General features: G+C 43.2%; 14 protein-coding genes. 12 read left to right on the top strand and 2 right to left on the bottom strand.

What is annotated here, in order from left to right; translation table 11 throughout:
- Positions 1-31: 31 nt before the first annotated feature.
- On the bottom strand, positions 32-199 hold the full coding sequence (locus WHS38_02155) for a hypothetical protein (GenBank protein MEJ5299772.1): 168 nt from the start codon (positions 197-199) through the stop codon (positions 32-34).
- A 174-nt stretch (positions 200-373) separates the two neighbouring features.
- Here WHS38_02155 and WHS38_02150 point away from each other — a divergent pair, with 174 nt between their 5' ends.
- From WHS38_02150 to WHS38_02120, 7 genes are all read left to right on the top strand, one after another.
- A complete protein-coding gene (locus tag WHS38_02150) occupies positions 374-1,675 on the top strand; it encodes an adenylosuccinate synthase (GenBank protein MEJ5299771.1) in 1,302 nt (433 codons plus the stop codon).
- An 11-nt stretch (positions 1,676-1,686) separates the two neighbouring features.
- Positions 1,687-3,573, top strand: a complete 1,887-nt coding sequence (locus tag WHS38_02145; protein ID MEJ5299770.1) for a GNAT family N-acetyltransferase — start codon at positions 1,687-1,689, stop codon at positions 3,571-3,573.
- Positions 3,521-4,201 (top strand): hypothetical protein, encoded by a 681-nt coding sequence (locus WHS38_02140; protein ID MEJ5299769.1) that lies wholly within the window; start codon positions 3,521-3,523, stop codon positions 4,199-4,201. The genes WHS38_02145 and WHS38_02140 overlap by 53 nt, the downstream gene beginning before the upstream one ends.
- Before the next feature lie 69 nt (positions 4,202-4,270).
- Positions 4,271-4,939 (top strand): septum site-determining protein MinC, encoded by a 669-nt coding sequence (locus WHS38_02135; protein MEJ5299768.1) that lies wholly within the window; start codon positions 4,271-4,273, stop codon positions 4,937-4,939.
- A 19-nt stretch (positions 4,940-4,958) separates the two neighbouring features.
- A complete protein-coding gene (gene minD, locus WHS38_02130) occupies positions 4,959-5,756 on the top strand; it encodes a septum site-determining protein MinD (GenBank protein ID MEJ5299767.1) in 798 nt (265 codons plus the stop codon).
- A gap of 36 nt (positions 5,757-5,792) precedes the next feature.
- Complete coding sequence (minE, locus tag WHS38_02125; protein MEJ5299766.1) at positions 5,793-6,077, top strand: cell division topological specificity factor MinE; 285 nt, start codon at positions 5,793-5,795, stop codon at positions 6,075-6,077.
- A gap of 12 nt (positions 6,078-6,089) precedes the next feature.
- Positions 6,090-6,329: a MoaD/ThiS family protein gene (locus WHS38_02120; protein MEJ5299765.1), complete on the top strand. Its 240-nt coding sequence runs from the start codon at positions 6,090-6,092 to the stop codon at positions 6,327-6,329.
- Here WHS38_02120 and WHS38_02115 read toward each other — a convergent pair.
- Entirely contained in the window at positions 6,326-7,171 is an 846-nt protein-coding gene (locus WHS38_02115; GenBank protein MEJ5299764.1) for a hypothetical protein, read from the bottom strand. The two genes, WHS38_02120 and WHS38_02115, sit on opposite strands and share 4 nt — an antisense overlap.
- A 433-nt stretch (positions 7,172-7,604) precedes the next feature.
- Here WHS38_02115 and lysS point away from each other — a divergent pair, with 433 nt between their 5' ends.
- The 5 genes from lysS (at position 7,605) to WHS38_02090 (ending at position 14,426) form a co-directional block, all read left to right on the top strand.
- The gene (gene lysS, locus WHS38_02110; GenBank protein MEJ5299763.1) at positions 7,605-9,098 is read left to right on the top strand and encodes a lysine--tRNA ligase; all 1,494 of its coding nucleotides are present in this window, start codon (positions 7,605-7,607) and stop codon (positions 9,096-9,098) included.
- Positions 9,099-9,102: 4 nt separating this feature from the next.
- On the top strand, positions 9,103-10,359 hold the full coding sequence (locus WHS38_02105) for a lipoprotein-releasing ABC transporter permease subunit (GenBank protein MEJ5299762.1): 1,257 nt from the start codon (positions 9,103-9,105) through the stop codon (positions 10,357-10,359).
- Entirely contained in the window at positions 10,352-11,050 is a 699-nt protein-coding gene (locus tag WHS38_02100; GenBank protein ID MEJ5299761.1) for an ABC transporter ATP-binding protein, read from the top strand. The genes WHS38_02105 and WHS38_02100 overlap by 8 nt, the downstream gene beginning before the upstream one ends.
- Positions 11,051-11,114: 64 nt before the next feature.
- Entirely contained in the window at positions 11,115-13,751 is a 2,637-nt protein-coding gene (gene bamA / locus WHS38_02095; protein MEJ5299760.1) for an outer membrane protein assembly factor BamA, read from the top strand.
- Positions 13,752-13,847: 96 nt separating this feature from the next.
- The gene (locus WHS38_02090) at positions 13,848-14,426 is read left to right on the top strand and encodes an OmpH family outer membrane protein (GenBank protein ID MEJ5299759.1); all 579 of its coding nucleotides are present in this window, start codon (positions 13,848-13,850) and stop codon (positions 14,424-14,426) included.
- The last annotated feature ends 4 nt before the right edge of the window (positions 14,427-14,430 follow it).

The following is a 14,430-nucleotide window of genomic DNA, read 5'->3' as shown; positions in this document are numbered from 1 at the left end:
ATTTGAAGGTTAGCCTGGGCCTATGCGAAAATTATCCCTTACCTGGGATCATTTTAACCCACTGCTTTTTGAGGACGTTTGGAGCAAGATCGCTGGAGTAGTGCACCATAAGTAGGGGCATGGCATGCCATGCCTCTACGATAGGGTAACCGTGAGAGTTGTCAGCGGGCTCTTTTCCTAACATTGTCAGGTTAGCCATGACTAAGCCTTCTAAAAAATCGTGATGTGTATTGTAAGGCAAATGACACAATAAAAATTGTGGCAAATAACAAGTTTTTGCTTTATCCTAGCCCTGGACATTCCCTTAAAAAGGATGCCCAGGGTTTTTTATGGGCAAGGCACAAAAAGAACTCAGAAAGGAGTCTGAAGGTTCATGACAACGGTCGCTATCATAGGAACGCAATGGGGTGACGAAGGAAAAGGCAAAATTATCGACCTTCTTGCTGAAAAAGCTCAAATAGTGGTTCGCTTTCAGGGTGGCAATAATGCAGGTCATACGCTTGTAGTAAACGGTAAAAAACACATTTTTCATCTCATCCCCTCCGGTATTCTCCACGAATCAACCGTGTGCATGATTGGAAATGGAGTGGTAATAGATCCGGCGGTTCTTCTTGAAGAAATCCGGAAGCTCAAAGAAAACGGAATACCCATTCATAAAGAAAAGCTTGTAATTAGCCCTCGAGCTCACGTCATAATGCCTTATCATAAGGCTCTGGACATTGCACGGGAAGCCAAGAAAGGAAATAGCAAAATAGGCACTACAGGAAGAGGTATCGGTCCATGCTACGAAGACAAAGTCGCTAGGAACGGAATCAGAATAGAAGACCTTCTAAACGAAACGGTTCTGCTGGAAAAGTTAAAAACGGTTCTGGAAGAAAAAAACTTCCTGTTTGAACACTATTATCGTCAGGAACCCTTTTCTCCTGAGGCAATCGCTGAAGAATACTTTGCTTACGGACAACAACTAGCCTCTTTTGTGGAAGATGTGTCGATCAAGCTAGAAAAAGCCTTCAAAGAAAATAAAAACATTCTGTTTGAAGGCGCTCAAGGAACCCATCTTGATATAGATCACGGAACCTATCCTTACGTAACATCTTCGAATACTATTTCCGGGAATGTCTGTTGTGGTTCAGGTGTAAGCCCGCTTGCAATTGACCAAATAGTGGGAGTTGCAAAGGCTTACACTACCCGAGTCGGTGGAGGGCCATTTCCTACCGAACTTAAAGATGCCCTGGGCGGGCTACTGCGAGACAGAGGCGGGGAATATGGATCTACAACAGGACGGCCCAGGCGATGCGGATGGTTTGATGCTACAATGGTGCGCGTCGCAAGACGGATAAACGGTTTAACATCCCTAGCTATAACGAAGCTGGATGTCCTTACTGGGTTAAAAAATATAATGATCTCAAAAGGATATGCTCACAATGGGCAGATGATATTTGAAGAAATGCCATCCCAGATGAAAGTCTTTGAAGAATGTAAGCCGGAGTATGTGGAATTACCTGGATGGGACGAAGATATTCGCTCAGCCAGACGCTACAGTGATTTACCGCCAGAGGTGAAGAAATACATCGAAACGATTGAAGAAATGGTTGGAATTCCTGTATCAATAATTTCTGTCGGGCCTGGGAGAGAAGAAACGATAATACTAAGAAAGATCTTTGACAATCAATGAGGACGATTTCCATGTTGTGGAAAACATATTACCGAGAGCGCACCGTCGATGCTGAGACAGCCTTAAGATCAGTTTTGTCAGACGGATGCCGGGTATATATTGCACCAGGCTGTGGTGAACCTTGCTTCCTGGTTAAAGCTCTATTCAGCGTTATTCACCATTACACAGAGGTAGAACTTATTCAGAATCTTTCCTTGGGGGAGATGCCGGAGGATTGGATCCCGTGGCAAAAACACTGCCGACTTAAAACTTTCTTTTTGGGACCCAGATCACGTCAGGCTGTTAACTGGGGTCTTGCTGACTATGTCCCGGCATATTTTTCTTCTATTCCTAATATGTTCAAACCCGGGGGTCACTTGCCTTTAGATGTATGCTTGATTCATGTGACTCCACCAGATGAACATGGTTTTTGCTCACTTGGTATTTCTGTTGAAATAACCAAAACGGCGGCTCAACACGCTCGATTTGTCGTCGCTCAAGTAAACGAAAAAATGCCCCGAACCATGGGGGACACATTCCTTCATGTGACTCAAATTTCCTACTTCGTTGAACATACCGAACCCCTTCTGGAGGTTGCTCAACAACCTAAAAGCGCCATCTATGATCGTATAGGACAATATGTAGAGCGTCTTGTGGAAGATTCTTCAACCATTCAGACTGGAATCGGTCGCATCACTGATGCGGCAACACGTTACCTGGCATCCAAAAAGGATTTAGGGCTTCATTCCGACATGATTACCGACACTCATATGGCGCTTATGGAAAAAGGGGTTATTACGGGACGACATAAAACTCTTCATCCTCACAAAGCCGTTGCAACTTTTTGCCTGGGCACAGAAAGACTCTACCGATTTGTTCATAATAACCCCCAGGTGGAGCTATATCCAACGGAGTATGTAAATAACAGTATGGTCATAAGCCAAAACCATAAGATGGTGGCAATCAATGCGGCTCTGGAAATAGACATCACCGGGCAGGTGTGTGCCGATTCCATCGGGCATAAGATATACAGCGGCGTTGGTGGTTACATCGATTTTATGGTTGGAGCGTCAAAAGCAGAAGATGGCAAAACGATCATCCTTGTGCCTTCAACAAGTCCTGACGGCAGAAAATCCCGCATAGTGACTCATCTTTCAAGTGGAGCAGGCGTTGTAAGTCCTCGCAGTACGGTCTGGTATGTGGTTAATGAATTCGGGATCGCCAATCTTTTCGGAAAAGCCATACGAGAAAGAGCTTTAGCTCTGATCAATATAGCTCATCCCAAATTTAGAGAACGACTCCTTGCCGAAGCAAAACGCATTCGGTATGTTTACCAGGACCAGATCCTACCACCAATTTACGAACCCCTTTACCCCGGTCAATGGGAAGTTTATCAAGTATTCCCGGATAATCTACAGATTTTCTTTAGACCCATAAAACCCACAGATGAAAGAGCTCTTCAAGAATTTTTCTACTCACTGCCGGATCAGGATATTTATTACCGTTTTCTATCGGCAATGAGAGTTTTCCCACATAGAGACATCCAGGCAATGTGCAATATTGACTACGAACACGAAATGGCAATTGTCGGAATAGTGGGAGAAATCAACAAAAAGGAAACCATCATCGCCATGGGACGTTATATTCTTGATCAGCGTTCCAATATGGCTGAAGTGGATTTTGCAGTAAGAGCTGAATATCAACGGCGAGGAATAGGCACATTTTTATTACATTATTTGTCTGAAATCGCTAAAAGTAAGGGAATAAGCGGTTTTTGTGCTTATGTGCTCGCATCAAACCGAAAGATGCTGAGCGTATTCCATAAGGTGGGATATGTTATTCACAGCCACCTGGAGGAAGGTGTCTATGAAATATGGTTCCGCTTCGACGAACCAGCTCAAGTATGCATCACTGACTGAGTCGCCAGAAGAAAAAGTTGATCGTGTTTCCGCATTTCCCTGGGAAATAGCTTTTGATATTGATGGAGTTGTAGCCGACACAATGGCTGTTTTCGTTGATCTGGTTAGAGAAAAACTTGGCATAAAAGATTTTTCAAAAGAGCACATCTGCGAATATGAACTTCATAAGTGTCTTCCTGGAATCAGCAAAGATATTCTTAATGAACTGATATGCGTTGTTCTGAGTGATGAATACACACTCAGAGTGCCACCCTGTCCCGGTGCTCCAGAATTTCTTAGAAAACTGAGCCAATATTCACCTTTAAGGTTTGTAACAGCTAGAATATGGCCTGAATCTATTACCAGGTGGATTCACAACATTTTGCCGGATGTTCCCCAAGAAGCCATCAAGGTGGTAGCTACAGGTGATCCCGATAGAAAACAAGCTATTCTCAGAGAAATGAACATCAAAGTCTTTGTTGAAGATCGCTGGGATACCTGTGTAAAATTGCGAGCCGAAGGATTTGGGATTATAGTCTATGATCAACCGTGGAATAGAAAGGGAACTGACTTTCCACGGATTTCACACTGGCGGGATTTGGAAAGATTTGTCATCTGGCCAGAGAAGGTTGTTAAGCAAAATCGATAAGTTGAAAAAAGTCAGGTGCTTACTCCCAGGCTAAATATAGCGCTCCCGGAATTAGTAAGGGGAGGAAGAATGAACAAGGAATTTTCCCACGCTGTTCAAATAAGGGCTCAAAGGGATGGGCAGTTCGTATTTATCCTGGATCCATCCCTTCCCTTTCAGATGATACTTAGATATTTGGAAAAGCGGTGGGAGGAATCAAATAGATTTTTCAAGTCAGCAAAAATTGTAATCGATCTTGGGCTCCGCCCCTTTCGATTCGATGAAATCATAGCCCTGAGGGATCTTCTTAAAAATCAGTGGCATGCTAATGTTACAGAACTCAGACTTGGACACAGGTTTGACTCGTTTTTTGAATGGGCTTCAAAGCAAATCGGTATTCCAATCCATCAGATTCCCTTTCAGGAAAAAGAACCAGAACCTGTGATTATAAAGCAGACCTGTCGCTCAGGCACAAGAATCGAAACGCCCCAAGATTGTGTGGTGCTTGGAGATGTTAACCCTGGGGCGGAAATAATTGCAGGTAGAGACATTATTGTGTTTGGAGTCTTACGGGGCATTGCACATGCTGGAGCCTATGGAAACAGAGACTCCAAGATATGGGCTCTATCGATCGAACCTAGCCAACTCAGAATTGCTGATCTTGTTGCTATGCCGCCCCGGGAGGACAAACCGCCGCAGACCAAACGCTATGAAATAGCTGAAATAAAAGACGATCGGATACAGGTTACGAGTTTTTAACAAAAGGAGAGTTACAAAAATGCCAGGGATAACCATTGTGATTACCTCCGGAAAAGGGGGCGTGGGAAAAACAACAACGGTAGCCAACCTTGGCACCGCTCTTGCTATGAGAGGAAGATCGGTGGTCCTTGTGGACGCCGATATAGGTTTACGTAACCTTGACGTGGTAATGGGACTTGAAAACAGAATAGTTTATCATCTGGTTGACATCGTCGAAGGAAGATGTCGCATAGAACAGGCGATGATTCGCGATCGTAAAATCAATTCTCTTTATCTTATTCCCGCAGCTCAAACTCGCGACAAAGACTCCGTCAGACCTGAAGACATGAAAAAGCTTTGTGAGAATCTCATCGAAACCTTTGACTACGTGCTAGTGGACTGCCCTGCAGGTATTGAGCAAGGATTTAGAAACGCCATCGCAGGTGCTCAAAAAGCCCTTGTTGTCACAACCCCTGAAGTGTCTGCCATACGGGATGCAGATAGAGTCATCGGACTTCTGGAAGCTAATATGCTGAAAGACATTCACTTGATAATCAACCGAGTAAACCAAAAAATGATCCGGCGGGGAGATATGATGTCCACTGAGGACATCTGTTCTCTTCTGTCCATACCACTTATAGGAGTTATCCCCGAAAGCGAAGAAGTTGTTATATCTACTAACCGTGGAATTCCGCTGGTGCACGAAAAGAAAAGCAATACAGCAGCAGCTTTTAAGCGAATCGCAGGAAGGCTAGAAGGAGAAAACATTCCAATTCCTTCCGATAATCATGAAGGTGGCTTGCTGGGAATAGTGAAAAAACTCCTGTGGAATGCTTGATAGCGGTTAACTCTAATTGAACAAGGAGCTAAAGCAATGCTCGATGCAATAAAGAGATTTTTTACCGACAGAAAAAGTGGCAAAATAGCAAGGGACAGAATGCAGATTGTGCTTCTTCATGATAGGTTGAGCATCGAACCGGAAGTGATGGAAAAAATTAAAAATGATATTATAGCCGTACTTTCAAAGTATATGGAAATTGACCATCAGACGATCAATGTGCGAGTAGAGCAAGGGAAGGATTACGCAGCTCTTGTGTCTAATGTTCATGTAAAAAGAGTTTTTCGCCACGGGCAACATCAACCAACAAACGCCAAATAGGAGAAGCTTTTTATGCCTCTGCAAGTACTTCTTGCCGCTACTCTAAGGCGTTTTATTCCTGATTACGATCCGGAAAAGGGAATTTCCGTGTCTGTCGAACCCGGTGCGTCCGTAAATAGAGTTATCGAGATACTGGGCATTCCAAAAGAAGAAGTTAAAATAGTCATGGTTGATGGAATCCATTCTTCACTGGATCATAAGCTAAAGGGATCCGAAAGAGTTGCTTTCTTTCCTCCGGTAGGGGGCGGTTAATCGCCAGGTAAAGATGACAACCATTCTCTTACAGTTTCATTTAGAAGCTGATAATAAACGGCGTCTCCACCAAGCCCTTTGCGACCGAAAAAGTAGTTTACTTCCAGAAGAAGGGGATTTTTCCCTTCCAGGTCTTCTTTATGGAAAATAACATCAATCCCGGCAAGGTTGATGCCTGTGAGTTTTCGCAAGGTATCCCCTAACAAAATGCCAGCCTGGATTTTCTTTTCATCTGACTTTAGATCTAATGTAGCCCCTTTGGAAATATTGTGCAGGAATTCTCCTTCCGAAGCAACACGCCAATATGCATAAAGCCTTTTACCCATGATAATAACTCGAAGATCTTTACCGTTATTGGGAACGTAATCCTGAATAAGAAACCCAAAAACCCCTGATCGTTCTAAAAGCCTTATTCGCTCAAGAACATCATTCATAGTTTTTCGATCAGGCACAAAAAAGATATTCTCCCCTTCCCCACCAACAGCGCTTTTTACGACAACCGGATAAGAAAGAGAATCCAGCATAGAGTAGCAAAAAATACTGACGGAACCAAAAAGCATGGTTCTAGGATGAGGAATCCCAAAAGCTCTAAACATCCTGATCTGACCAGTTTTTCCTGGGTAAAGGAAACGGCAGTGGTAGTCAGGAAAGACATTAGGGCAGCAGCGCACTGCTGCCCAGTAAAGTTCAGAGGAACATCCCTGAGGCAAAATAATTGCTCGAGCCCGTTTCATGAGTGAAATGTCTTTTTCGTTCAAAGCCCTCCCAGCACAGATCCGGTATTTTACAGATTCGATTACAGGGTTAAAAGAAAGAACATAGCTTCTGTTCAGATTAGCCATGAAAAATCGCGCCTTCCTTTTCGTTTGTTCTCTCCTTTGACTTTTTCATTTATCACACGTAAAAAAGCACAACAAGCTAAGCAAGGAAAGATTAATAAAAAGGATAATTCGTCATGAGATGGGGATTATTAATTATAGAAAAAGCTATTTAATGAGAGGAAAGCAAACTAATGAGTACCGGGACACGCATACTTTGCCTTATTGGGGGAATAGGTGTTTTGATTTCTGGTATTGTAAGAATCGTTTCCCAAGATGAGTGGACCCTTGCCATTATAGGGCTTCTAATCATAGGATTTACAATCTCGGGATTTTTTAAGAGGTCAGGATCATGAACCGCTTGACTGAATAGAAGCTTTCATCTAGCGTTTCGAAACCGCGTGGTAAAAGTGCTAAAAATCATGCTAATAATCAAGTGATGAAGGGATGGTGAAAGATGGAAGATCTGAATATCGTAATGAAAGAGCGATTTAAAAAGGCAGAAACATTCGAGCGGGAAGGTATACCGCTTTATCCAAATCATTACAGAGTAACCCACAAGCTTTCTGATGTTGTCGAAAAGCTCATGAACAAAACGAGTGAGGAACTCGAAGAATCCCAAGATCGATTCTGCATCGCAGGGCGGATCATGGCGATACGCTCCTTTGGTAAGTCTATTTTCATGCATCTTCAAGACGATCGAGCACGTCTTCAGATTTACCTTCAGAAAAACCGCATGCCGGAAGACCAGTTTGCCTTTGCAAAAAAAATAGATATTGGGGACATCGTTAGAGTCCAAGGACCAGCTTTCCGCACAAAAACAGGAGAACTAACCATTCTGGTGGAAGACTTCGTGCTTCTCACTAAAAACCTCAGACCCCTTCCGGAAAAATTCCATGGGCTAAAGGACGTCGAAATCCGCTACCGTCAAAGATATGTAGATCTCATTATGAACGACTTCGTTCGTGAAGTTTTCCGGAAGAGAACAAAGATTATCCAAACTATACGCCAATTTCTTACAGACAGAGGTTTTATGGAAGTAGAAACCCCTATGATGCAACCTATTCCTGGGGGAGCAACAGCAAAGCCTTTCAAAACCCATCACAATGCTTTGGGAATAGATCTATATCTCAGAATTGCCCCCGAACTTTATCTCAAAAGACTTCTTGTAGGTGGATTTGAACGAGTCTTTGAACTTAACCGAAACTTCAGAAATGAAGGCATATCGACTCAGCACAATCCTGAATTTACGATGCTTGAATTTTATCAGGCTTATGCAACCTATGAAGACTTAATAAAACTTACGGAAGAACTTTTTGTGACGCTTTGCGATGCTGTAAACGGCGGTAATCAGCAAATTACTTATCAAGGACAACTTATCGATCTTTCGCCCCCCTGGAAAGTTTACAAGTTTATGGAAAGTCTTTCCGTAATTGGTGGACTCCCTGAAGAAAAGCTAGTTTCATTTGAAGGAACCGCCGAACTCGCAAGATCTCTTGGCATCCCCGTAGAACGATACGAAGGACACGGAAAGTTACTCACAAAGCTATTTGACCTTACCGTTGAACCAAAACTCATTCAGCCAACCTTTATCATTCACTACCCGCTTGAAGTTTCACCGCTTTCAAGAAAAAACGATGAAAATCCGGAGTTTGTTGATAGATTTGAGCTCTTTATTGCAGGAAGGGAAATGGCTAATGCCTTTTCGGAACTCAACGATCCTCGCGACCAAAAAGAACGGTTTATAAAACAGATCGAAGCAAAGCGAGCCGGGGATGAGGAGGCTCACGAAATGGATGAAGACTACATTCGCGCTCTTGAGTATGGCATGCCTCCTGCGGCAGGAGAAGGAATTGGTATTGACAGAGTAGTGATGCTTTTTACAGACATGCCATCCATAAGAGATGTTATACTCTTTCCACAACTTAAACCAGAAAAGAAGGACGATTAAGGCTGTGTATCTTCAGGAAAGGCTTCCATTTGAGTGGTTTGTGGGGCTTAGATACTTTCGAGCTCGCAAACGACAAGGGCTTCTTTCTCTTATAACCGTTATATCCATAGCCGGGGTCGCAGTAGGGGTTATGGCTCTTATAGTGGTGCTTGCTGTGATGAACGGATTCCAGAGCGATTTAAGGGAGAGAATTCTGGGAGCAACAGCTCATGTGGTTGTAAGAAGTCTTCATGGAAGTATTCCGGACTACGAATCGGTAATTAATGAAATAAATAGCCTGCCGGGAATAAGAATTACATCACCTTTTATATACCTTCAGGGACTGTTAAGTTCCGGAGGAAGGTCAACCGGGGCAGTTATTCGAGGTGTCGATGTTCACAAAGACCGTTCAGAAATGATCGCCAAAAATCTAATCATGGGACGGATCGATGACATCGAAAATACTTCTCTATCAGGAAAAGAGCTAACCACCCCCGGTATTATTCTCGGTGTCGAATTGGCAAAACAATTGAACCTTCACCTCAATGATGTTGTAAATATTCTCGTCCCATCTGGAAGAATTACTCCTATGGGACAAGTTCCGAGAAGCCGAGCCTATCGAGTGGTTGGTTTATTTCAATCGGGAGTATATGATTACGATCAAACATTTGCATTTATAAGTCTTCGTGAGGCTCAACAACTTTCAGGTATGACGGATCGAATAATGGGAATTGAAATTTGGCTTCTAGATGCCGATGATGCATCCAGGGTAGCATCGATGATTCAGGAAAAGCTTGGTTATTCCTACTGGGTCAGAGACTGGATGCAGATGAACAGAAACCTTTTCTCCGCTCTCAAGCTCGAAAAAACTGCCATGTTTATCATCCTTACTCTGATCGTACTTGTAGCAGCTTTTAATATTGTCAGTTCGCTTATAATGTTGGTAATGGACAAATCAAAAGACATCGCAATAATGAAAGCGATGGGGGCGACAGCATCACGCATTCGACGTGTCTTTATGCTTGTGGGGCTATTTATAGGCATTTGCGGAACAATTCTTGGGCTGGTGGGAGGATTTATTCTCTGCGGCATTCTTAAACGATATCATTTTATAGAACTTCCCAAGGATATTTACTACATCTCAAATCTCCCCGTAAAAATAGAATTCTGGGATGTATTTTTCGTCTGTCTGGCTGCTATTATCATCAGTTTTGGTGCAACAATTTATCCTGCGCATCAGGCGGCAAAGCTTGATCCTGTTGAGGCGTTACGGTATGAATGAAAAACGTTCGGAAGCTTCTCTTATTCAAGCAGTGGGGCTTACTAAGGTCTACGGCGAAGGCATTAAACAGGTGGAAGTTTTTAGAGATCTGGATTTGGCGGTGAGAAGCGGAGAAAGAGTAGCAATTACGGGAGCATCTGGAGTTGGCAAATCAACTCTTCTTCACATCTTGGGGCTTTTGGACAGACCAACTGCGGGGCGGGTTTATTACAACGGACAGGATGTGCTAGCTTTTAGCGATGAAAAACGCGCTCACTTTAGAAATACTCACGTCGGATTCGTTTTTCAATTCCACTATCTGTTGCCTGAATTCAATGCTCTGGAAAACGTTATGATGCCGGGGATTATCGCCGGTTGTTCTCGATCTAAACTTAGAGAGAAAGCCGTTAACTGGCTTGAGCGGCTCGGGCTTGGACATTGTCTTTTACGCCGTGTTGGTGAACTTTCTGGCGGGGAACAGCAAAGAGTTGCAATTGCTAGAGCACTTGTCCTATCTCCTCCGGTTCTTCTCGCCGATGAACCCACAGGAAACCTCGACAGCCGCACCAGCCGAACAATTCATAAAATGCTTGTCGAACTTAACGAGGAATTAGGGTTGACAATGGTCGTGGTAACCCACAACATGGAACTAGCGTCCATGATGCATAGATCGCTGAGACTGGTAGATGGGCGGTTGATACAGGAAAAGTAATGATACCGTCCATGGTTTAATGGTTAAATATGTAAGGCGTTAAAACAACAGCCAGGAGTAAGGAATGCAAATCAAATCTATTAAGGTTATCACGTTTGTTATAACGCTTTTAATCTTCAGCGCAGCAATAGCCACGGCTCAGGAAAGAAAAGAAGTGCTGGTGGGCATTTCTTCTCCAATGTTACATGGGGCAAAAGATGGGGAGGCTATACAAAAGGCAATTGTTACTTCGCTAGAAGAGGAACTCCTAAAGCAGGGAATAAAGGTTGCGGTCGAACGAGAGACATTACACTCTGATGATCAAGCAAAGCGCACAGGAATTGCCAGGGGATGGGATTATGCTTTATGGGGCGCAGTAACAGTATTGGGAGATATCATGAGCGTGGATTTGCGACTTGTGCCGGTAAAGACCGGAGGAAGTCCACTATCTGTTTTCTCAGAAGCTAGAGGAACCAAGGACCTTGGAAGATCGATGGCGGAGATCGCCGATAAGGTAGCAGGAAGAGTCTTTCCTCAGCAGATGGTTGCCAGAGTGAAAGTGGAAGGAAACGAGCGCATAGGAGCTGATGCGATAAGATCGGTCATAAAAACTTTGGAAGGCCAGCCTTTTTTACAGGCCAAAATCCAGGAAGACATAAAGGCCATATACAACATGGGGTATTTTGAAGATGTGGGGGTTGAGGCTCGAGACACCCCTGAAGGGAAAGAAGTAATTTTCAAAGTCAAGGAAAACCCCATGGTTGATGTAGTGGAAGTTAAAGGTAACTCCGGCATAGACAAAAAGGATATTCTAGCAGCCGTTCAGATTAAACCTCATACGGTGCTTAAAAGGAAACAACTCGCCGACGACGTGCAAAGCATCCTAAACCTATACCACCAAAAGGCTTACTACGAAGCAAAGGTTGATTACACTATCGAATTCCCCAGGGATCCAAGAAAAGCTCAGGTAACTTTCAGAATCCAGGAAGGTAAAAAGTTCTTTGTCAAAAAAATCACTTTCCAAGGAAACAAGTCATTTTCCGAGAGAAAACTTAGGTCAGTAATGCAGACCAAAGAAAAGAGCATTCTCTTATTCTGGAGCAAAGAAAGGGGTGTTCTACAACGCGATACGCTTGAGGCGGACGTAGATCGTCTTACAGTTTTTTATCACGATAACGGTTTTATGGACGCCAGAGTTGGAACTCCCAAAGTGGAACAGCGAAGTGATGGTTTTTATATTCAAGTGCCTATCGAAGAAGGGCCCCGTTACAAAGTTGGATCTTTTAGAGTCACGGGTGATCCTATAGACACAAAAGAAAACGTGGCGAAGAAGATCCAAACGAAGTCTGGAGAACACTTCAGTCGAGAGAAAGTAAGGAAAGACATCCAGTATCTTACTAGATTATGTCTTGATCAGGGATATGCCCGTGCGGAAGTGGAGCCTCATATTCATAAAGACACAAAAAAGCTTGAAGCTAACATTGAACTTGAAGTCAAAAAGGGCACTAAAGTTTCTATTGGGCGTATCGAAATATCCGGGAACACGAAGACAATGGAAAAGGTTATAAGACGCCAGTTTCAAATAACTGAGGGAGAAACTTTCAGTGCCACAAAAATCGAAAATAGCGAAGCAAAGCTAAAACGTCTGGACTATTTTGAAGAGGTCAAAGTCAATCCGGTAGACACCGAATCCCCTGATGTTATGAACATAAACGTCAACGTTAAGGAAAAACTGACAGGTCATATAGGAGCCGGCGGTGGATACTCATCAGACGAAGGCCCCTTTATAGGCGGGGAAGTAACTCAGAGAAACCTTTTCGGTCGAGGACAAATGCTTTCCTTAAGGGCTCACTTAGGTGGGTCAGTTCAACGATACATGCTGAGCTTCGTTGAACCGAGTGTATTCGATTCATATTACTTTTTCGCTACCGATATTTATGATTGGCTACGTGAATACGATGATTTCACTAAAGACGCCCAGGGATTCCAAGTAAGAACGGGAAGATCCTTTGGAAATTGGAGCAAATTCACAGTTGGATACATCCTTGAAAATACAAGCATAGAGGATGTTTCAGAAGACGCTTCATCCATTATAAAAAGACAAGAAGGCCGACACTTTAAAAGTAGTATTATACTGGCAGCAGAAAGAGACTCAACAGACCACCCCTTTCTACCCACAAAAGGGTCCATAATAAGGGTTTCGGTAGAAGAATCTAGCAGTTACCTTGGAAGTGAAACAGACTTCACCAAATATGAAATAGCCGCCGGGAAATATTTACCACTCTTCTGGAAACTTGTTGGGTTAGTTAAGGGAGAAATGGGTTGGATAATTAAAACTGGAGACAAGGACATCTTGATTTCAGATCGCTTTTTTCTTGGCGGAATTAATTCGGTAAGATCTTACGAATGGGGAGAACTCAGCCCTAAAGATCCTGTCACGGGTGACAAAATCGGAGGCACCAAATACGGACTCTTTAACACCGAACTTATCTTCCCCATATTTGAAGAAATAAACCTGAAGGGGGTCCTTTTCTTTGATGCGGGCAATGCTTTTGCCGAAGGAGAGCAACTAGACATTTCCAAATTCAAAATGGGTGTAGGGGGAGGCTTAAGATGGGCGTCGCCTTTGGGACCCCTTAGAATCGAATGGGCTTACAACCCTGATCCTGGACCTGGAGACTCAAGAAGCACATGGCAGTTTTCAATGGGAGCATTTTTCTAAACTTGTAAAGGAGATACGGCAAAAGCCATAAGGCTAATGCACGTCTTTTCGCTCGGTTACGAGCGTTAATTAAACAAACTATATGTGGAGGTTTCTATGAAATTTGCTAGAAGAATTTCGATGCTAGCATCAGTTTTTGCGGTGGTTTTCATTCTGGGGGTGTCGGTTTCCCAAGCAGAACAAAAGATCGCTTTCTTTGATTTAGACAAGGTTTTATCTACATCCCAGTGGGGAAAATCTGTGCAGGAAAAACTTAAAAAAGAAGAAAGCCAGATTAGATCGCAACTCCAGACAAAACAGGAAGAACTCTCCAGGATGAGAGAAGAAATTCAGTCGAAAGGCAAAATGACCGAAGATTCCAAAAAGCAAAAAATGAAAGAATTTGAAGAAAAACGCCAAGAAGGCGAGAAATTTCTTCTGGAATCTAACAAAAAGTTACAAGATCTCTCTGAACAACTCATGAAACCCCTTATAGACAAAATTATGGAAATAGTAAAAGACGTAGCAAAGAAGGAAAAATATGACATCGTAATTGAAGCTAGAAGAGGTGGTTTAGTCTATGGCGATGATAAATACGATATAACTCAAAAAATCATCCAGGAACTTGATAAACAACCTCAGACCATAGCGCCATCCACGCCATCAACTCCTTCTGGCACAGGAAAGAAAAAATAACCCT

It is taken from the genome of Thermodesulforhabdaceae bacterium (genome assembly GCA_037482015.1).
Lineage (GTDB): Bacteria > Desulfobacterota > Syntrophobacteria > Syntrophobacterales > Thermodesulforhabdaceae > JAOACS01.
Note: the sequence above shows the minus strand (reverse complement) of the source record. Positions and strands in the feature narration are given on the sequence as shown.